15 protein-coding genes are annotated in these 19,844 nt (G+C 67.4%); 9 read left to right on the top strand and 6 right to left on the bottom strand.

What is annotated here, in order from left to right; genetic code table 11:
• Positions 1 to 2 precede the first annotated feature (2 nt).
• From PV772_RS15320 to sufU, 7 genes are all read left to right on the top strand, one after another.
• On the top strand, positions 3 to 983 hold the full coding sequence (locus PV772_RS15320; protein WP_141181059.1) for a ribose-phosphate diphosphokinase: 981 nt from the start codon (positions 3 to 5) through the stop codon (positions 981 to 983).
• 272 nt (positions 984 to 1,255) lie between these two features.
• Positions 1,256 to 1,876 carry a 50S ribosomal protein L25/general stress protein Ctc gene (locus PV772_RS15315; RefSeq protein ID WP_141161137.1) on the top strand — a complete coding sequence of 207 codons (621 nt, stop codon included), beginning with the start codon at positions 1,256 to 1,258 and terminating at the stop codon, positions 1,874 to 1,876.
• A gap of 118 nt (positions 1,877 to 1,994) precedes the next feature.
• A complete protein-coding gene (pth, locus tag PV772_RS15310) occupies positions 1,995 to 2,600 on the top strand; it encodes an aminoacyl-tRNA hydrolase (protein WP_141181060.1) in 606 nt (201 codons plus the stop codon).
• A gap of 208 nt (positions 2,601 to 2,808) precedes the next feature.
• On the top strand, positions 2,809 to 5,445 hold the full coding sequence (locus PV772_RS15305) for a LuxR C-terminal-related transcriptional regulator (protein WP_347886688.1): 2,637 nt from the start codon (positions 2,809 to 2,811) through the stop codon (positions 5,443 to 5,445).
• 52 nt (positions 5,446 to 5,497) lie between these two features.
• The gene (locus PV772_RS15300; protein WP_347886687.1) at positions 5,498 to 8,086 is read left to right on the top strand and encodes a LuxR C-terminal-related transcriptional regulator; all 2,589 of its coding nucleotides are present in this window, start codon (positions 5,498 to 5,500) and stop codon (positions 8,084 to 8,086) included.
• Positions 8,087 to 8,555: 469 nt separating this feature from the next.
• On the top strand, positions 8,556 to 9,881 hold the full coding sequence (locus PV772_RS15295) for a SufS family cysteine desulfurase (protein WP_347886686.1): 1,326 nt from the start codon (positions 8,556 to 8,558) through the stop codon (positions 9,879 to 9,881).
• 23 nt (positions 9,882 to 9,904) lie between these two features.
• Positions 9,905 to 10,354, top strand: coding sequence for a Fe-S cluster assembly sulfur transfer protein SufU (gene sufU / locus PV772_RS15290; RefSeq protein ID WP_347886685.1), 450 nt, complete (start codon positions 9,905 to 9,907; stop codon positions 10,352 to 10,354).
• 81 nt (positions 10,355 to 10,435) lie between these two features.
• On the opposite strand, the gene PV772_RS15285 is transcribed toward sufU, so the two are convergent.
• From PV772_RS15285 to PV772_RS15275, 3 genes are read right to left on the bottom strand one after another with little or no spacing between them, the layout of a single operon-like run.
• Positions 10,436 to 10,657, bottom strand: coding sequence for a hypothetical protein (locus tag PV772_RS15285; protein WP_141161132.1), 222 nt, complete (start codon positions 10,655 to 10,657; stop codon positions 10,436 to 10,438).
• Positions 10,658 to 10,660: 3 nt separating this feature from the next.
• Positions 10,661 to 11,158 (bottom strand): DUF2505 domain-containing protein, encoded by a 498-nt coding sequence (locus tag PV772_RS15280; RefSeq protein WP_347886684.1) that lies wholly within the window; start codon positions 11,156 to 11,158, stop codon positions 10,661 to 10,663.
• A gap of 43 nt (positions 11,159 to 11,201) precedes the next feature.
• Entirely contained in the window at positions 11,202 to 12,707 is a 1,506-nt protein-coding gene (locus PV772_RS15275; protein WP_347886683.1) for an SDR family oxidoreductase, read from the bottom strand.
• Between the two features lie 236 nt (positions 12,708 to 12,943).
• Between PV772_RS15275 and mfd the strand changes: the two genes are divergently transcribed.
• Positions 12,944 to 16,636: a transcription-repair coupling factor gene (gene mfd / locus PV772_RS15270; protein ID WP_347886682.1), complete on the top strand. Its 3,693-nt coding sequence runs from the start codon at positions 12,944 to 12,946 to the stop codon at positions 16,634 to 16,636.
• Between the two features lie 6 nt (positions 16,637 to 16,642).
• A complete protein-coding gene (locus PV772_RS15265) occupies positions 16,643 to 17,455 on the top strand; it encodes a metal-dependent hydrolase (RefSeq protein ID WP_307359761.1) in 813 nt (270 codons plus the stop codon).
• Positions 17,456 to 17,536: 81 nt separating this feature from the next.
• Here the strand turns inward: PV772_RS15265 and PV772_RS15260 are convergent, their stop codons facing one another.
• From PV772_RS15260 to PV772_RS15250, 3 genes are all read right to left on the bottom strand, one after another.
• Entirely contained in the window at positions 17,537 to 17,800 is a 264-nt protein-coding gene (locus PV772_RS15260) for a hypothetical protein (RefSeq protein WP_141161127.1), read from the bottom strand.
• Positions 17,801 to 17,852: 52 nt separating this feature from the next.
• The gene (gene deoC, locus PV772_RS15255; protein WP_347886681.1) at positions 17,853 to 18,572 is read right to left on the bottom strand and encodes a deoxyribose-phosphate aldolase; all 720 of its coding nucleotides are present in this window, start codon (positions 18,570 to 18,572) and stop codon (positions 17,853 to 17,855) included.
• Positions 18,573 to 18,692: 120 nt separating this feature from the next.
• Complete coding sequence (locus tag PV772_RS15250; protein ID WP_347886680.1) at positions 18,693 to 19,559, bottom strand: FAD-dependent oxidoreductase; 867 nt, start codon at positions 19,557 to 19,559, stop codon at positions 18,693 to 18,695.
• Positions 19,560 to 19,844 lie beyond the last annotated feature (285 nt).

The following is a 19,844-nucleotide window of genomic DNA, read 5'->3' as shown; positions in this document are numbered from 1 at the left end:
CAATGAGCGAAATTACGGCGCACGGCGAGAAGAAGCTGGTGCTCGCCTCCGGGCGGGCACATCCTGAGCTGGCAAGGGAAATCGCCAAGGAGCTCGGCACCGAACTCCTCCCGCTGGATGCCTACGACTTCGCCAACGGTGAGATCTACGTCCGGGCCGGTGAAAGCGTCCGCGGTACCGACGCCTTCGTGATCCAGGCCCACCCCGCCCCGCTGAACAACCACCTCATGGAACAGCTGATCATGATCGATTCGCTGAAGCGGGCCTCCGCCAAACGGATCACCGTGGTTTCGCCGTTCTACCCCTATGCCCGCCAGGACAAGAAGGGCCGCGGCCGCGAGCCGATCTCCGCCCGGCTGGTGGCGGACCTCTACAAGACCGCCGGTGCGGACCGCATCATGAGCGTGGACCTGCACACCTCCCAGATCCAGGGCTTCTTCGACGGCCCGGTTGACCACCTGATGGCCATCCCGCTGCTGGCCGACTACATCCGCACCCGGGTGGGTTCGGACAACATCACCGTGGTGTCGCCGGACACCGGCCGCGTCCGTGTCGCCGAACAGTGGGCCGAACGGCTGGGCGGCGCGCCCCTGGCCTTCGTCCACAAGAGCCGCGACCTCACCGTCCCCAACCAGGCCGTCTCCAAGACCGTCGTGGGCCAGATCGAGGGCCGCACCTGCGTCCTGATCGACGACATGATCGACACCGGCGGAACCATCTCCGGGGCCGTCACCGTCCTGAAGAACGCCGGCGCCAAGGATGTCATCATCGCGGCCACCCATGCCGTGTTCTCCGACCCCGCAGCCCGGCGCCTCTCCGAGTCAGGTGCCCGCGAAGTGGTGGTCACCAACACGCTGCCGCTGAATTCGTCCCAGCGCTTCCCGCAGCTCACGGTGCTTTCCATCGCGCCTTTGATTGCAAGGGCCATCCATGAAGTGTTCGACGACGGTTCGGTCACCAGCCTCTTCGACGGCAAGGCCTAGGACAGTACTTGACGAAACCCCGCCGGCAGCGTTCCCTGGGCGAGCTTGCGGGCTCAGGGGGCCGGTGGGGATTTAAGGAAAAGGTCGCCGTGCTGGTAGTCTCTTAGGCGATACCTTGGCGAGGGAGGGCATAGCCTCCGTTATCGACTGGGTCTGCAGGTCCTTTCGCAGGGACCGCCTTCTTGAAGGGCCGCCTCCGGGCCGCCCGGCGTTGAAGGTCACACCAGACCTCCGCCCTTGCTGAACACCGTTTAGTCTTCAAGGAGTTTTCCATGTCTGAGCAGAAGCTCGCAGCAGAACTGCGCACCGAATTTGGCAAGGGCTACGCCCGCCGCGCACGGATGGCCAACCTGATCCCCGCCGTCATCTACGGCCACGGCGCAGAGCCCATCCACGTCACCCTCCCGGCCAAGGCCACCACCCTCGCGGTCCGCACCGCCAACGCCCTGCTGTCCCTGGACATCAACGGCGAAGGCCACCTGGCCCTGGTCAAGGACATCCAGCGCGATCCCGTAAAGCAGATCATCGAGCACATCGACCTCCTGACCGTCCGCCAGGGCGAAAAGGTCACGGTTGACGTTCCGGTCCACGTTGAAGGCGAAACCGCCCCCGGCACCGTCCACAACCTGGAACTGACCGTCGTGTCCCTCGAAGCCGAGGCCACCCACCTGCCCGAGTCCGTCGTCGTCAGCATCGAAGGCCGCGGCGCCGGCGAGCACATCCACGGCTCCGACCTGGTCCTGCCCAAGGGCACCGTCCTGCTGACCGACGCCGAGGCACTGGTCATCAACATCTCCGAGGCCGTTGAAATCGCCGAGGAAACTGAAACCGAAGCTGCCGCCGAGGGCGCAGCAGCGGAAGCTCCCGCAGCAGAAGAAGCCGCAGCAGAGTAACCACTCCGCACTCCCGCAGTGGCCGGACCCCTCCGGGGGCCCGGCCACTGCCATGTCCGCAGCCCGGCGTCCCCTCGGTCTGCCATCCTGTCCACGCCGTCCCCCTAGGATTGAATCCATGACTGACACCTGGCTGATCGTTGGCCTCGGCAACCCCGGCACGCAGTACCACGGCAACAGGCACAACGTCGGCCAGATGGTGCTCGATGAACTCGCCGGCCGCATCGGTGCCGGCTTCAAGACCCACAAAGCCCGCGCCCAGGTCCTCGAAGGCCGGCTGGGCATCGGCGGCCCCAGGGTGGTCCTGGCGAAGCCAATGACCTACATGAACGTATCCGGTGGCCCCGTGTCCGCCCTGGCCAACTTCTATGGCATCCCCGCAGACCATGTTGTCGCGGTGCATGACGAAATCGATATTCCCTTCAACACGGTCAAACTCAAACTCGGTGGCGGCGAAGGCGGCCATAACGGGTTGCGGGACATCTCCAAGGCGCTCGGCACCAAGGACTACCTCCGGGTGCGCGTAGGGGTGGGACGGCCGCCCGGACGGATGGACACTGCCGACTTTGTTCTACGCGACTTCGGCACCGCGGAGCACAAGGAATTACCCTTCCTGCTGGACGACGCCGCCGACGCCGTGGAGACCCTGCTCCGTGAGGGGCTCACCGCCGCGCAGCAGAAGTTCCACCCTGCCAAAACGGAAATACGCCCACCGGAATCGTAAAAGTTCCCTCCGGCCCTATTTCCCTGTCTGTGGCACGGGGTACTCTTCTTCCTATGCGGGGGAGCAATGGGGCTACATCCCGCTATTGCAGGATGTAGGGGAAAAGTTCATGTCAATCGAGCCACTCAGCTGGGGACGTGGGTCAACGCCGCAAGGTGACGGGCTGCCCACGCCAACCTCCGGGGCCCCGGAGGGCCAGCAATGGTCCATGCCTGCACGAAGCGCCCACCTCGACGCCGTCCGCACCGCCCTGACCAGCGAAAACTCCTTGGGCGTGGTGATCACCGGCCCCAGGGGAGTGGGCAAGTCCTCCCTTGCCCGCGCTGCCGTGGCGGACCTTGGCCCCGATATCTGGTCCCTGCAGCTTCGGAGCGGGCCTTCGGGATCCGCCACCCCCTACGGTTGCCTGTCATTCCTGCTGGCACGGCTGCCGCAGGCCTACATGGGGTCGCCCACCGCCATCCTCAGGGGCATCACCTCACTGATCCGCAGCGACGCCGCCGGCAGGCCGTGCGTCATTACGCTGGACACCTCAGCCTGCATCGACGACATGAGCGCGGGCGTACTGCTGAACGTCCTGCTGACCGGCACTGCGAAAATCGTTGCCGTCGCCCCCAACTCCAGCGACCTCCCCGCTGACTTCCACTGGCTGCTGACGGACCGGAAGCTGACCGAAGTACGGCTCAGCAACCTCAACGAGCTCCAAACCAGGCAGGTGCTGCTGTCGCTGCTGGGACACCGGGTCGCTTCCTCCCTGGTCAGCACCTACCACCAGATGGTGGGCGGAAATCCGCTGCTGCTCAAAGCCCTTGTCACCGAACAGCAGCTCTCCGGAAACCTGGTCCTCTCCGATTCGGTCTGGACGCTGCGGGACAAGGTGGTGCTCGACGGCGCCGCCAGCCTTGATGACATCGTCCGCTCCCGCTGGTCACGGGAAACTCCCGAAGCCCGGGAGGTCATCGAGATGCTCTCCTGCGCCCGGCGGGTGGAATTGTCGAGCCTCACCGCGATCTATGGCGCGGATGTGGTTGCGGACATGGAGGACGGTGCGCTGCTCGAGATCGACGACTCCGAGAACCGCTGGGTGTCGCTGCGGGAGAAATACATCGGGGACGTTGTCAGGACCTGGCTGAGCATCTCCCGGCGGCGCGAGCTTCGCAACGTACTCCTGGGCGGCAGGGAGCCGGACCCGGCAACCATGACGGTGGATGAACTGATGTCGTTCGCCGCCTGGACCCACGAGTGCGAAGCCGAACTGGCTCCTGCGCTGGCGCTGGCGGCCGCCGAGGCCGCAGTCCACCTCTTCGACCCCCGGTTCGCCCTGACTTATGCCGAGATGGTGCAGCGGACCGATGCCGGATGGGCGTCCGCGCAGCGGCAAAAGGCTGCGGCATACCTGCAGCTGGACATGCCGGACCAGGCCTTGGCAGCCCTGGAAAGTATTTCCCGGCCCGAGCTCGAGGCCCTCGATCCCGAAGAGTATGCCCAGGTGGTCGCCGCCAAGGCGCGGGTGATGCGCTACATCCCTGAGCATGAGGGCAAGGTCCCCGAACTGCTGGCCACCGCCAGGGAATGGCTTGACAGGACGGCGCAGCATCCGGTCTGGCCTGCACCGGCAGCCGTGGCAACCAACCGCATCTCCTTGAGCGAATTCGAATACCAGGCCCATACCGGCGATTACGCTGCCATGATTCCCGCGCTGGAACGGGCGGCCGATCCCGCGGCCAACCCGGACACCGCGTTCCGGTTCCAGTCAGCCATCACCCTGATGAGCGCCCTGGCGCTGACCGGGCGGGAGATGGACGCATTGAGCCTCATGCGCCAACTCGGCGGCCAGCTCACTGACGCCTCGCACGTCGTTGGGCTCCGTGAGCGCTACACAAGGGAGGCCTACTTCGTCCTGCTGGTGGCGGGCCAGTGGCGGCGCTGCATCGACCTCCTCAGCCCCTTCAGCACCGGGCAGCCCCACCGGCTGCCGTACCGGAGCGCCGCCACCGAACTCGCGGCCGGGGTGGCTTTCGCTTTCTCGGGTCGGGGCGAGGCGGCCCTTGAACCCCTGATATCCGCCGCTGCGCAGCTGGAGCTGCAGCCGGTCCAGGCGGCCCTGCGAACGGCGTACGCTGCAACGGCCTTGGCCTATGCGCAGACCGGGAACGCCGCTTTTGCCCGCAAGTACCTGGCCAAGCTGCAAAGGACATCCGGCAAGGCAGGGTTCGCGACAGAAAGCATCATCGAGTTCTGTGCCCTCGTCGCCGGGCGCTGGCTGGGCGACTCCGAGGCCGTGGCCGGACTGAAACAGGGTGCCCGCCGCAACCTGGAAGCAGGCAGGCACACCCTGGGCGGCATGTACCTGTTGGCTGCAACCGTGAATGGCAGCGATACCGACTTCCGCCTCCTGGAGGACATCGCAGGCCACCGCCAGGGTCCGCTGGCCGAAGTTTCACGGCTGATTGCCCTCGGGAGCAGGACGAAGGATGCCAAGGCGCTGCTTGCCGGCGGCGAACTCGCAGCGACCCTGGAGCTGGATGCCGTTGAAGCCCGGTGCATGGCGTTGGCGGTTGATTTCGCCCGGCAGGACGGGGACGCCCTCTCGGCAAGGACTGCGCAGGCGCGGCTGGACATCCTGGCCGCCACCGTGTCCAACCTGCCCATCGTGCCCAGCAGCGGGAGCCCGCTGTTGACCAGCCGGGAACGGCAAATTGCCCGGATGGCCGGCCGCGGCGCCTCAAACCGTGACATCGCCATGGAAATGGGCGTGTCGGTCCGCACCGTGGAAGGCCACCTGTACCAGGTCTTCACTAAGCTGGGCGTGACTTCAAGGGGTGATCTGACTGGACTCGTCTAACGGGCACAAGCCGGCGGCTGCGCACCGGCTCCTTACCGGCCGCCGGGAGCCGGTGGAACGGATCTGCAACCTGGTCCGGAACGGCACGCACCAGGCGGTGTTCATCATGGCCGGCCCCGGCATCGGAAAGTCGGCCGTGACGGATGCCGTGACGGATCGGCTCGCAGGAACGATGAGCATCCTGCGCATCCATGCCAGTTCTGCCCTGGCTGGCGTGCCGTTCGGGGTGCTGACCCCCTACACGGGGGACCTCACCGCTGAAGAGTCCGTCTCACCTGTGGCAGTGCTCCGCTCCATGTGGTCCTATTTCGAGAAACTCAAGGGCACCGGCAGCTCGCCGGTGCTGCTGGCGGTGGACGATGCCCACCACCTGGATGACGCCTCCGCGGGCGTTCTCGCCGAGGTGATTTCGGCCGGATGGGCAACGGTGGTGGCCGCCGCCCGCCCGCGGCCGGGCCTGCCGCAGCCCCTGGACCAGCTTTGGTATGACGGCCTGGCCGAGCGCGTGGACCTCCGTCCCCTCAACCATGAACAGATCGAGGAAGTCCTGGCCCACATCCTTGATGGGACAGTGCCGGGTGCCACCGTGGATGCCATCTGGAATGCTTCCGGGGGAAACCCCCGGTTGCTTGATGCCCTGCTCCATGACGCCGCTGAAGCGGGCGTGCTGGCCAAGCGCAACGGAATCTGGATGCTGTTGGGTGAGCTGCCCGCGGACGGTGCCCGGCTCGCAGCAGTGGTGGCCAAAGACCATCTCCGGCGGGGGCCCGAGGAACAGGAAGCCCTGAAGCTCATTGCCCTGGCCGGGCCGGTGGGCCGAAAGGTCATCGAAGATATCAGCGGGGCAGCAGTGGTCCGTTCCCTGTTGGACCAGCAGATGATCGTGGAAGCTCCTGGCATCCCCGCTGAACTTTCCATGTGGAACGGGCTTTTCGCCGGCGCCATCCGGAACACCGTTTCCGTCTCCCGCAGCCTCCAGTTACTCGAAAAGGTCAAAGCCCACCAGAATCCCACCCTGCTGCAGGGGGAGGGCCGGCTGCGGTCGGTGGAATGGGCCCTGGAGTGTGGCATCCGGGTCAGCGACGAGGAAATGCTTGCGGCAGCGAAAGAGGCCCTGCTGAGGTTCCGCAACCACAGTGCGCGTTCCATTGCCGCCCGCATCCACCACCCCCCGCTGGTTCCGCTGGCCCAGGCCATCCAGGCCCGGGCGCTGTACAACGAAGGGGCGTATGCTGACGCAGCGGCACTCCTGGACGGATGCTGGCTTCCGCTGGCAGATGACACCGAGGGGCCGGCCGTCCTGATGCTCAGGGTCTCGGCGCACCAAGCCATTGGCCGTTCCGTGGGTGTTGTGGCAGATGACGTCGAAAGACACTCAGCACTGTCCGGCGGTGAGGACAGCTGGCAGGAAGAGCTCCTGCACCTTCTGCAGCTCGGCGCCGACGTGAATGTCCCGGCCTTGGAGGACGCCGTCAACGGGATGCGGACGCGCCGCACCGGAACAGCGGGGGAACCGCTGCGGGCCCTGGCTGAGGGGCTCCTTGCCCATGCCTTGGCCTCCGCCGGGCGTCCGGTGGAGGGTCTCGAGGCGGCCCTGCTGGCCGCCTCGGAGCTGCCACCGCTGGAAGGCAGCCTGTTCTTCTTCCCTGAATTCGTGCTGGGGAGGCTCGTCTCCGACTACCTGGCCATGGGCGAATGGGAGTCGGCGGAGCGGGAGATTAACCATTACGCCGCGGCCAACAGCCCGGGGGCAGCAACCTTCAACGGGAGCCTGCAGCTGCTCCAGGGCTACTCGCTGCTCCGCCAGGGGAGGATGGAGCGCGCCTACCAGGTCCTGCTGCCGGCCGTGGAGGCGCTGAGGCTCAACGACCCCCTGCAGCTGTACCGGTTTGGCAGTGCCCTGGGCTTCTATGCAGCAGCCCGGCTTGGGGATGCCGAACAGGCGCGGCGCCTGGAACAGGACCACAAAGACGCCGCAGCCGGCTGGCCCGCCCACGATCTCCTCGCCGAGGCCTACGTGGCCGCCGCCGCCGAGTACCTGGCCCGTGACGGCAAGGGCCTGGCCGCACTGCAGACCCTGATGACCACCACGGAGGCTTCCGCGCGCACCGGCAACCTCCTCGAAGTCCTGGCCATGTGCTGGGACCTGGGGGATCCCTCGGTGGTGCCCATGGTGCAGGCCGCCGCCCGTGGCGTGGAAGGCCGGTGGGCGGAAGCCCTGCTGACCCTGGCCACCGCCTGGGAGGGTGCAGACGGCGATACCCTGATGGCAACGGCTGCCTCGCTGGAGGAGGCAGGCTTTGTGAACCTGGCCCGGGAAGCCTATGCCCGTGCCAGTACCGTGCTGGAGCAGGCCGGAGAACGGCGCAGGTCCCGGCAGGCCGTTGCCCAGCGGGAGAAGTGCGACCACGAACTGGGTGAACGGTTCCGGGAAGGCCGCTTCATTGCAGCGGCGCCGGCCGTCCGCCTCACCCGGCGTGAGCAGGACATCGTGGAGCTGGCAGTACAGGGCCTGACGGACCGGGAGATCGCCCAGCGGCTCATGGTCTCCGTCCGGACGGTGGAAGGCCACCTCTACCGGACCTACGTCAAGCTTGGCGTCCGGAGCCGCGACGAGCTCGAGTCGGCCCTGCCCAAGTAGAGTCCCGGCCAGGTCCTGTCCGCCCTGCCGCTGTTCCGCGCCTCTTCAGTCATTCCAGGGACCGTTATCAGTGCTGCCCCAGGCGTTTCGCCGCGCCATCGAGAACCGGCGGGTAGCCGCAGGGCGCCCCCGTAGTACTGCCTGATGGATTCGAGTACTGCCTACTCGTGTACGGAAGGGCGCGGCGGGATTTACTTAAGGAGGCAAAGCAACGCGGCCGGCTGGACGCCGCGGAGCAGCCGACAGGACATTGAGGCCCACTCAACTTCCGGCCCGCAGGGGCCGGGCTTAGACGGGGCCGGCGACGTCAGAGTCTTCTGAGACCGAGACTCTCCCCCCAGCCGTCGCCGGCCCTCTGCTCCCTCGGCTGAAGCCCGGGGCAGCGGTGGCGGCTGCCCCTCCCGGGCGGCCGCCACAGCCGTGTGTGGGACAATTGGGTGTCAGCCATTGGCAGCCCAAGGAGTTCGTTTTGGCCGTAGTATCAACGCCAGCCACGCTGGAACGTGCCGTCCCGGCCATGGATAACGCCGAGGTGCTGCGCATCCGCAACGACTTCCCGGTCCTTGACCAACTGGTCAACGGGCAGCCGCTGGTGTACCTGGACTCGGGGGCCACCTCGCAGAACCCGTCGAGCGTCATCGAAGCCGAGCAGGAGTTCTACGAACAGAGGAATGCCGCCGTTCACCGGGGTGCCCACCACCTGGCGGTGGAGGCAACGGAAGCCTTCGAGGATGCCCGGCAGACCATGGCCGACTTCATCGGCGCCGACTACGTGGAAACCATCTGGACGTCGAACGCCACCGAGGGCTTGAACCTCCTGTCCTACGCACTGTCCAATGCCGGGCTGTGGGCGGCCCAGGGGCGAGGGGACCAGGCGCTGAAGGGATTGGCGCTGAAGCCCGGCGATGAGATCGTGGTGACGGAAATGGAGCACCACGCCAACCTGATTCCATGGCAGGAACTGGCATTCCGCACCGGGGCCACCCTCCGCTTCATACCCATCGCGGATGATGGCAGCCTCCGCATGGACCAGGCCGCGGCCATAATTGGCCCACGCACCAAGGTCCTTGCCTTCACCCACGCCTCCAACGTCCTGGGAGTTATCAACCCGGTGCAGGAACTGACGGCCCTGGGGCACGACGCCGGCGCCCTGGTGGTCCTGGACGCCTGCCAGTCCGCGCCGCACTTGCCCCTGGACGTCAAGGAGCTGGACGTGGACTTCGCGGTCTTCTCCGGCCATAAGATGCTTGCCCCCACCGGAATCGGGGTGCTGTACGGCCGGCAGGAGCTCCTGGACATCCTGCCGCCGTTCCTCACTGGCGGATCGATGATCACCACGGTCACCATGGAACGGGCGGAGTACCTTCCGGCGCCCCAGCGTTTCGAGGCCGGGACCCAGCGCATTTCCCAGGCAATTGCCCTCGCGGCCGCCGCCAACTACCTGACCGAAACGGGGCTGGACCGCATCCACCGGTGGGAGGCAGACCTTGGCCAGCGCATGGTGGCGGGCCTGGAAGGCATCCCCGGCATCCGGGTCCTGGGGCCGGCCGCTGGGAAGGAACGGATTGGCCTTGCCGCGTTCGACGTCGAAGGTGTCCATGCGCACGACGTGGGGCAGTTCCTGGACTCCCGCGGCATTGCCGTCCGAGTGGGGCACCATTGCGCCCAGCCGCTGCACCGGCGCCTTGGCCTGACCGCCACCACCCGCGCCAGCGCCTACCTCTACAACACCACCGACGACGTGGACCGCTTCCTTGAAGCCGTGGCCGGCGTCCGGGCCTACTTCCGCGCCTAGCGGAGAACACGAAAGTTGACATCATGAGCCTTGACCAGCTGTACCAGCAGATCATCCTTGACCACTCAAAGGTCCGCCACGGCAGCGGCCTGGCCGCCACGGAAGCGCCGGAGGGCACGTCCACCGGGCAATCCCACCAGCTTAACCCGGTGTGCGGGGACGAGGTCACGCTCCGGCTTGCGCTCCAGGAGGGCAAAGTGGCCCAGATTGCCTGGGACGGGGCCGGCTGCTCCATTTCCATGGCGTCCGCATCTGTCCTGTCCGACCTCGCCGAAGGCATGACGGTGGCCGAACTCCATGAAGTTATCGACAGCTTCCGGGAAGTCCTGCGCTCCCGGGGCAAGGTCCACGCCGATCCCGAACTGTTGGGGGACGCCGCCGCCTTCGAGGGAGTGGCCCGCTACGCGGCCCGGGTCAAATGCGCCATGATTTCCTGGGTGGCAGCCGAGGACGCGCTCAACCAGGCAGCGTGAGCCGGACAGCAAACAGCCCGGGCTTTTCCCGCTCAGGAGGGAAGCCCGGGCTGTTTCGTGCCAACACGGGTTGCGGCGGGGTCAGCCAAGCAGGCTGAGGACCCCGATCACGGCGGTGGCCAGCCCGAGCACCATGGAGATGCCCACCAGCACCACGTGCACGGTCAGGAACTTCGTTGCCTTGCCGGCGGCATCACGGGCGCGCGGATCCTTCATGACGCGGCGCAGGAACTGCGGCCACACCACCAGCGACCAAACGCCGGCAACAATGAGGACCAGCGCGGCGAAGACGGGAAGCTGCACGGGCTAGTGGCTTTCCAGCCAGGCCTGCGCCTGGGCGGCCTGCAGGTTCAGGGCCTTGGCCACCATGGGCTCGGCAGCGTCGGCGATCTTGCCGCCGAGGAACGGCACGGAGGACTTCACGGCGCCCTCAAGTTCCACGCGGGTTCCGCCGGCGTCGGCCACCAGCCGCTGGACGGCGGTGACGTCCACGGGAGCGCCGGCGATCTTCAGCGAGATGTTGCTCTGGCGTGACCCGTCCGCCGCGGGTGCTTCCCAGTTCTCCACCTGGGTCACCTTGAGGTTCTCGCCAACGAACTTCCGGGCGATTTCGGGCAGCCGGGTGGTGGGCAGGGTGCGCACGGAGGTGGTGTTGAAAGCCCCGGGAATGTCGCCGTCCACGGTGAAGGACTCGAGGCTGCCACCCACCAGCTGGCTGACGTGGCGCTGGAAATCCTCGTTCACCAGCACAGCGGCAACGCTGTCAACGGGGTGCGGAAGGGTGGTGGTTGCGCTCAGCGCCATGGGTCCTCCTGGGACGTGGGGAACGGATTAAGCCTCCAACATCCTACGGGGTGGTGGCCGCGGGCTCCGCATCGGCCAGTTTCCGGGCGGTGGTGGTGATGTTGCGGGCCATGGCCGGGAAGATCAGGCTGTGGAACGGCAGGACGGCGAGCCAGTACAGCCTGCCGCTCAGTCCCTTGGGGAAGAAGATGGCGCGCTGCCGATAGCGGCTGCCCGTCCCGTCAGGTTCCACGGAGAGCTCCAGCCAGGCACGTCCGGGGGCACGCATTTCGGCGCGCAGCCGGAGCAGCCTGCCGCGCTCGATCCGTTCCACCCGCCACCAGTCCACCACCTCTCCCGCGGCGAGGGTGTGGGGATGCCGGCGCCCGCGCAGCAGGCCGGCCCCGCCGGTCAGCTTGTCCAGCCAGCCCCGGACCTGCCACGCCAGCGGCAGCGAGTACCAGCCGTTGCGCCCGCCAATGCCTTCGATGACCGTCCACACGTGGGCCGGGTCCACGTCGCCGTGGAACGTCCGTTCGTCGATGTACACCTTGTGTCCGGCCCACTCCGGGTCACTGGGCAGGGGGTCGGAATCCGCGCCGGCATTGGCCCAGGTGGTCTCCACCTGTCCGTCCCGCTCCTTGCCCAGTGCCAGGGCCACGGCGGTCCGGTACGGGGTCAGGCCGCCGTCGGGCAGCGGGATGTACTGGTCGATGTCGTGCTCGTTGGACACCGCGTCGTGCTGGAGTGACTGGACCAGCGGGACCGCCATGGACCACGGGATGGGCGTGGTCAGCGCCACCCAGATGCCTGCCAGCTTGGGCGCAGGGATGGGCAGCGCCAGCACCACCCGGTAGGGCAGGCCTGCTTCCGCAGAGTATTCCTGCATCATCCTGGCGTAGGTCAGCACCTGCCGGCAGCCGATATCGAACGTCCTGTTGATGGTGCCCTCCAGGGACGCGGCAGCAACCAGGTAGTACAGGACGTCGCGGACGGCGATGGCTTCGATCCGGTTGCGCACCCAACTGGGAGCCGGCATCAGTGGCAGCGTTTCGGAGAGGTGGCGGATCATCTCGAAGGAGGCGGAGCCGGAGCCGATCACCACGCCTGCCTGGAACACCACGGCGTCCACCGGGCTGTCCAGGAACACCTTGCCTACGGCCTCGCGCGAGCGCATGTGGGTGGAGAGTTCCACCCCGTGCGGGTGCAGGCCGCCCAGATAGACGATCCGTTGCACTCCCGCGGCAGCGGCAGCGTCCGCGGCGGTCCTGGCCATCGCCTTTTCCTTCGCTTCGAACCCGGCCCCGGCCGCCATGGAGTGGACCAGGTAGTAGAAGACGTCGACGCCGGACAGCGCTTCGCGGAGGGCGTCGCCGTCGTCGAGGCTGCTTTGCACCACCTCCACTTTGTCGCGCCAGGGGACGCCGGCGATCTTGTCGGGGGAGCGGACCAGCACCTTCACCGTGTGGCCGGCTTCGAGCAGCTTGGGCACAAGCCGGCCGCCGATGTAGCCGGTGGCCCCGGTAACGAGGACGGTCCTGGGTGTTGGCGTGGCACTCATTGCGGTCATGCTGGCTCCTGTTCGTCCCTTGGAATTCGCAGCGGCTGCCCTTACGGACTGCTGCGCTGCGGGAAAAGGCTGCGGAAATGGCTCGACGTTGCCAGCCTAGATCCATTCCCGCGCAGATGGTTCCGTGCCGGCAGGCCGTTCCTGCGCGGTAGGCTGGAAGTACCCGGGATTCGCAGCGAATTTCGGGTTTTCGCGTTGCCTGCTTGCTTTCGCTGAACACCACAGGAGCTTCTGCCATGAGTCTTCCCGGCCAGTCCGCCGCCGGCACATCCAGCACCGGAACGTCCGGCGCTGCCCCGTCGCTGGACGGGCTGCGCCGCGCTCTGGAACCGGACCAGACGTTCGCCCGTGTCGGGGCGGAGGCAGCGCGGGGCTTCGCCGTGCGCAGCCAGGACTACCAGGTCAGCGCCCCTGCCGGCCTGCGTCCAGTGCTGCTGGCGGAGATGGCGGACGGGCTCGCCGCCGCCGTGGCAGGACAGGCCGACGCCGCGGGGCCGGGCGTCGTGCTCGCTGTCACCGCCACGGGCCGTGAAGCGGAGGACCTGTCCGCAGCCCTGCGCGCCTACCTGCCCGCGGATTCGGTGGCCGAGTTTCCCAGCTGGGAGACCCTCCCGCACGAGCGCCTTTCCCCGCGTTCGGACACCGTGGGGCGCCGGCTGTCAGTGCTGCGCCGCCTGGCACATCCGGAAAGTTCGACGGCGGCCCGGCTGCGCGTCGTCGTCGCTCCCGTCCGCGCCGTGGTCCAGCCCGTGGTGGCCGGCCTGGGAGACCTGGTCCCCGTCACCCTCAAAGTGGGCCAGGATGTTCCGTTCACCAGCGTGGTGAAGAGCCTCGCGGACGCTGCCTACGCCCGGGTGGACATGGTGACGCACCGCGGCGAGTTCGCGGTCCGCGGTGGCATCATCGACGTCTTCCCGCCCACGGAGGACCACCCCATCCGGGTGGAGTTCTTCGGCGATGAAGTGGACCAGATGCGCTGGTTCGCCGTGGCCGACCAGCGCTCGCTGTCCGCCCCGGGCATCCACCACCCCACCGAACTGCACGCGCCGCCCTGCCGCGAAATTTTGATCACCCCCTCCGTGATGTCCCGCGCCGCCACGCTGAAATCCCAGCTTCCAGCCGCCGCGGACATGCTGGAGAAGATCGCCGGCGGCATCGCGGTGGAAGGCATGGAATCGCTGGCGCCGGTCCTGGTGGACGCGATGGTGCCGTTCGTGGACCAGCTGCCGGCCGATTCCATCGCTGTGGTGATCGAACCGGAGAAGGTGCGCACCCGCGCCCACGACCTCGCCGCCACCAACGAGGAATTCCTCGAGGCGGCCTGGTCCACGGCCTCGGACGGCGGGACGGCGCCCCTGGACCTCAGCTCCCAGGCCAGCGCGGCGCTGCACTCGGCGAGCTTCCGGTCGCTTGCAGAAACCCGCGGCTCGGCCCTGGCGCACGGCGTGTCCTGGTGGTCCATCACATCACTGGCGCAGGATGCGGAACTGCTGCCGGAGATCGATGTCCTGAACCTGCACGCCCGTGAACCCCGCGGCTACCAGGGCGACGTTGCGGAGATGATGGACTTCATCGGATCGCACGTCCGTGACCAGTGGCGGATCGTGGTGGCCACTGAGGGCCCAGGGCCCGCGCAGCGCCTGGCGGAACTCTTCCACGAAAACGACATCCCCTGCGCCCGCGTCGACCGCCTTGACCACGAGCCCCAGGCGGGCATCATCGAGGTGACCACCGCCGCCGTCGGACGTGGCTTTGTCCTGGACGGGCTCAAACTTGGCCTGCTCACCGAAGCCGACCTCCTGGGGCGGACCTCCGCCGGGTCCACCAAGGACATGCGCCGGATGCCCTCCAAGCGGCGCAACGCCGTAGACCCCCTGCAGCTGGTCGCGGGGGACCACGTGGTCCACGAACAGCACGGCATCGGCCGGTTCGTGGAACTCATCCAGCGCAAGGTGGCCGGCGGCGGCGACGGCGTCCGGGAATACCTGGTGCTGGAATACGCGCCCGCCAAACGCGGCGCGCCCGGCGACCGCCTGTTCGTCCCCACGGACCAGCTGGACCAGGTGACCCGCTATGTCGGTGGCGACACCCCGGTCCTGAGCAAGATGGGCGGCGCGGACTGGGCCAGCACCAAGTCCAAGGCCCGCAAAGCCGTCAAGGAGATCGCCGGTGAACTGATCCGGCTGTACTCAGCCCGCATGGCCTCCCGCGGCCACGCCTTCGGCCCCGACACCCCCTGGCAGCGGGAACTGGAGGAAGCCTTCCCCTACGTGGAGACCCCCGACCAGCTCACCACCATCAACGAGGTCAAGGCGGACATGGAACGGGAGATCCCCATGGACCGCCTGGTCTCCGGCGACGTGGGCTACGGCAAGACCGAGATCGCGGTGCGCGCTGCGTTCAAGGCCGTGCAGGACGGCAAGCAGGTGGCCGTGCTGGTGCCCACCACGCTGCTGGCCCAGCAGCATTACGAGACCTTCACCGAACGGTTCTCCGGCTTCCCCCTCCGCGTCAAGCCGCTGTCCCGGTTCCAGTCTGCGAAGGAGTCCAAGGAAACCGCCGAGGGCGTCAAGAGCGGCGCCGTGGACGTGGTGATCGGCACCCACCGGCTGCTGTCCAAGGATTTCGAGTTCAAGGACCTTGGCCTGGTGATCGTGGACGAGGAGCAGCGGTTCGGCGTCGAGCACAAGGAAGCGCTCAAGAAGATGCGGACCAACGTGGACGTGCTGGCCATGAGCGCCACCCCGATTCCCCGCACCCTGGAGATGTCCCTGACCGGCATCCGGGAAACTTCAACGCTGGCCACCCCGCCGGAGGAACGCCACCCGGTCCTGACCTACGTGGGCCCGTACACGGACAAGCAGACGTCCGCCGCGATCCGCCGCGAACTGATGCGCGAAGGGCAGGTGTTCTTCGTCCACAACCGGGTGTCCACGATTGAGCGCACGGCCGCGAAAATCCGTGAACTGGTGCCTGAGGCGCGGGTGGAGGTGGCGCACGGCAAGATGTCCGAGAGCCGGCTGGAGCAGATCATCGTGGACTTCTGGGAGAAACGGTTCGATGTCCTGGTCTGCACCACCATCATCGAGACCGGGCTGGACATCTCCAACGCCAACACTTTGATCGTGGACGGCGCGGACAAGTACGGCCTGTCCCAGCTGCACCAGCTCCGTGGCCGCGTGGGCCGTGGCCGTGAACGCGCCTATGCCTACTTCCTGTATCCGTCAGAGAAACCTTTGGGCGAGGTGGCGCTGGAACGGCTCAAGGCCGTGGCCGCGCACAACGAGCTGGGCGCCGGCATGCAGCTGGCCATGAAGGACCTGGAAATCCGCGGTGCCGGCAACCTGCTGGGCGGGGAGCAGTCCGGCCACATCCAGGGGGTGGGCTTCGACCTGTACATCCGCCTGGTGGGCGAGGCCGTGGCGGACTTCCGCGGCGAAGCCGAAGAGAAGGCCGCGGAAATGAAGATCGAGCTGCCGGTCAACGCGCACCTGCCGCACGACTACGTTCCCGGTGAACGGCTGCGCCTGGAGGCGTACCGGAAGCTCGCCGCCGCCCTCACCAACGAGTCCATTGACGAGGTCCAGGCGGAGCTCGTGGACCGCTACGGCGAGTTGCCGCTGCCCGCGCAGAACCTGGTGGAAGTGGCACGGTTCCGTGTCGCCGCCCGCGAGGCCGGCCTCTCCGACGTGGCCCTGCAGGGCAACTTCATCAAGTTCTCCCCGGCATCGCTTCCGGAGTCCAGGACCATGCGGCTGAACCGGATGTATCCGGGGTCGCAGTCCAAGCCGGCCATGGACGCCATCCTCATTCCCAAGCCCAAGACGGCACGGATCGGCGGCAGGGACCTCCAGGACGCCGAGATCCTGGAATGGGCCAACGGCGTCATCCGGAACATCTTCTCCGACGCCCCGCTGGCGGTGGGTTAGCACTTGATGGGAGGACACCACGCCGCGTCGGGAGCCGCGGCGTGGGTAGCTGTTGCGTCCACCGGCCCATACACCCTGGGCTGGTACCCGCTGGACCCCACGGGCATCCTTATCGGCGGCATGGCCACGGCCGGCACCGCGCTGGTGTGCGACTGGGACCACCGGTCCAGCACGGTGGCCCATTCGCTGCCGCCGCTGTCCAACGTGATCGCCCGGGGCATTGAGAACGCCAGCGGCGGCCACCGGCAGGGCACGCATTCCATCCTGGGTGCGGCGTTCTTCGTGTTCCTCGCCGGCCTGGCATCGCAGGTCCACCTGGACACCGGCTGGGGACGGCTGTCCATTGGGGCCGGGCTGCTGTGCATGTTCCTGATCAACATCGCGGCCAAGGCTCTGAAGCTCTTTCCCAAGAGCGGCTTCATCTCCAACTGGATCTTCGCCCTGGTCATGGCTGGCCTGGTCACGGCCTATGCACCGGAACAGTGGACCTGGCTGCCCACGTCCATGCTGATCGGGGTGGTGGTGCACATCGTCGGGGACCTCATCACCACCGGGGGAGTGCCGCTGCTGTGGCCACTGGTGGTCCGGCCGCCGAAGATGCTGCGCCGGCTGCCCTTGTTGAGGAGTGTCTGGCGTGCCAACGGCGCGCTGTCCGTTCCACTGCTGGGCCGGGCGGGTTCCAAGCGGGAATGGCTGGTGCTGATTCCGGTCAGTGCCTACGCCATGGTGGGGATGTCCGTGGCCGGCTGGGCCATCGCCCAGCACCACTGGGGCCGGGTAGCGGCGGCCGCGGGGGCGTGGATCAAGCTTTGGTTCTAGCCGCCGGAACCAGGCCCCAGCAGATAAGGGAGGGACCCCGGACAGTGTCCGGGGTCCCTCCCTGTGCTGCGTCCAGGGTCTTTAGTGCTCGCCGGCGGAGTCCGAGCGGCCAAAGATGGTCTGCGGAAGCCAGAACGCCAGGGCGAAGAGGAGCAGGCACACGGCCATGGGCCACGGGTTGTCCAGGGTGAGGAAGGACAGCGAGTAGATGGCGCCGAGGAACAGGGCGAAGCAGACCACGAACAGGATCACGCTGGTGGCGAGGTTGTTTTCGTTCTGCGGGGTCCGGACGGTCTCCTTGTTGGACGCCGTGTCCCTGCTGGACGCGTTGATCTGGCTGGACATGTGTTCCTCCTTGGCCCCAAAGGGCATGATCTGTGGCGGCTTCCGGCCAAGGTCAGTAAGCGGCTGAACCCTGTTTACCCTTGACGATGGCAATTCCGGAGCTGGCACCAATTCGTGTTGCACCTGCTGCAATCATAGCCTGAGCATCTGCCAGGGACCGTACGCCGCCGGAGGCCTTGACTCCCACGTCCGGGCCCACGGTCCGGCGCATCAGGGCCACATCCTCAACCGTCGCGCCCCCGCCGTTGAAGCCCGTTGAGGTCTTCACGAAGTCGGCGCCGGCCTCCACGGCCGCTTGGCACGCCAGTACCTTCTGCTCGTCGGTCAGGAGGGCTGTTTCGATAATGACTTTCAGGATGGCGCCGCCCGCGTGGACCGTCTCAGCCACTGCGGCGATGTCCTCGACGAGGGCGCCCTTGTCACCGGCCCGCGCGGCAGCGATGTTGATCACCATGTCCACCTCCGCCGCGCCGTCCAGGACCGCGCCGCGGGCTTCGAATGACTTCACATCCGTGGGTGTGGCCCCCAGGGGGAAGCCCACCACGGAACAGGTGAGGACGCCTGAACCCCGAAGTGCCGTGGTGACCGTCTTGACCCAGACCGGATTGACGCAGACCGACTTGAAGCCATATTCGGCGGCTTCCGCGCAAACCTTCAGCACATCGGCTTCGGAGGCTTCGGGCTTGAGCAGCGTGTGGTCGATGTAGGAGGCGATGTCCGCGGGCCGGCCCGGATCGGCGGTGCCTGCGTGAACGGTGGCTTCGTTGCTCATGATGGTCCTCTCGGAGGGCCTTGTGGGCCCGGCGTTGACTCGGTTTCGGGAACCATCTTGTCACAGCGGGCCGCGCCGCAGCAGGCCCCACGCAGGAGGCCCGCAGGCGGGCATGGGCGCTCAGGCCGCCTGCAGGGCCGGGGCCTCCGCCGCGGCACTCAACAACTGGGTGGCGCAGGCACCTGCCGCCGAAGCCGCCGCCACCAGCAGCCCCAGCCGCACGCCGTCGAACGCTGCCGCATCCCCAATCGCCCAGATCCCCTGGACGGACGTGCGGTAGTCCCGGCTGATCACGATGCCGCCCCCGGGTGCAGTCTGCAGCCCCGCGCTGGCGGCCAGGCCGTCGCGGGACACCCGCTCCTCCGCCATCACCACCAGGTCGCCGGTCATGCTGCTGCCATCCTCGAAGACGACGGCGGACGCGGCCTGCCGGGCGGATGTGCCGGACACAACGGCGGGGATGATGGCGGCGGGGCGGGCAGTGGTGCGGATGGGCCGCACGCCTTTGGCACGCAGCACGGCTTCGGCCTGCCCGGCTGCCGCGCCGGTGCCCACCAGGATTCCCACCGGACGCCGTCCCAGCTCCCGGGCCACCTTTTGCACACCCTTCGCGACCCGCGGTGCGTCGTCGATGGTGGCATAGCTCAGGCATTGCGCGGCACCGTCCACCGGGCCGGCCACCGGGGCCGATCCGGTAGCGATGACCAGGTGGTCGTAGGCGAACTCCATGCCGTCGGCAGTGGCTACGGTGCGGTTGGCAGGGTCGATGTGGCTGGCAGGCTGGCCAAACCGCACGGACACCTGGGGCAGCATGGCAAGCTCCAGCAGCTCGTCGGGGGTGTCATCGCGGTTGCTCAGCACGGTGACGGTCCCGGTGAACCGGGCGCGGTCCAGCTGCGCTACAAGGGCCTGGGCCGCGGGGCCGGCACCCGCAATGACAATGCGGGCTGCGGTGGAGGTGGACGGTGAGGATGCCGGAGCGGACATGTGCTGGCCCTTTCGCTGGCGGCCGGTAAGCGGCCGGAACTTCGTGATGGAACACAGCGTAGGCCCGCGTCTTTTCCGGGGTGTTTCCCCGCAGTTGCTGTTCAGCGGGCCCGTGTTCGCCAGTATTTACCGGCCGGTAACAGAACCCGTGACGCATCTCTCATTCATCAGCCCGCCGACACAAAAGCCCTGGCCCCGGTCACCTAGATGTACTCAGTCAGTAGGTTGGTTGCACCTGCTGATGGGTGGTTTGCCTCCGAGGCCGCCGTGGGGCCGGTGGTTGTT

The sequence above is a fragment of the Pseudarthrobacter sp. CC12 genome (genome assembly GCF_039907755.1).
GTDB lineage: Bacteria > Actinomycetota > Actinomycetes > Actinomycetales > Micrococcaceae > Arthrobacter > Arthrobacter niigatensis.
The sequence above is the reverse complement of the archived record's forward strand: the minus strand, read 5'-3'. Positions and strand labels throughout refer to the sequence as shown.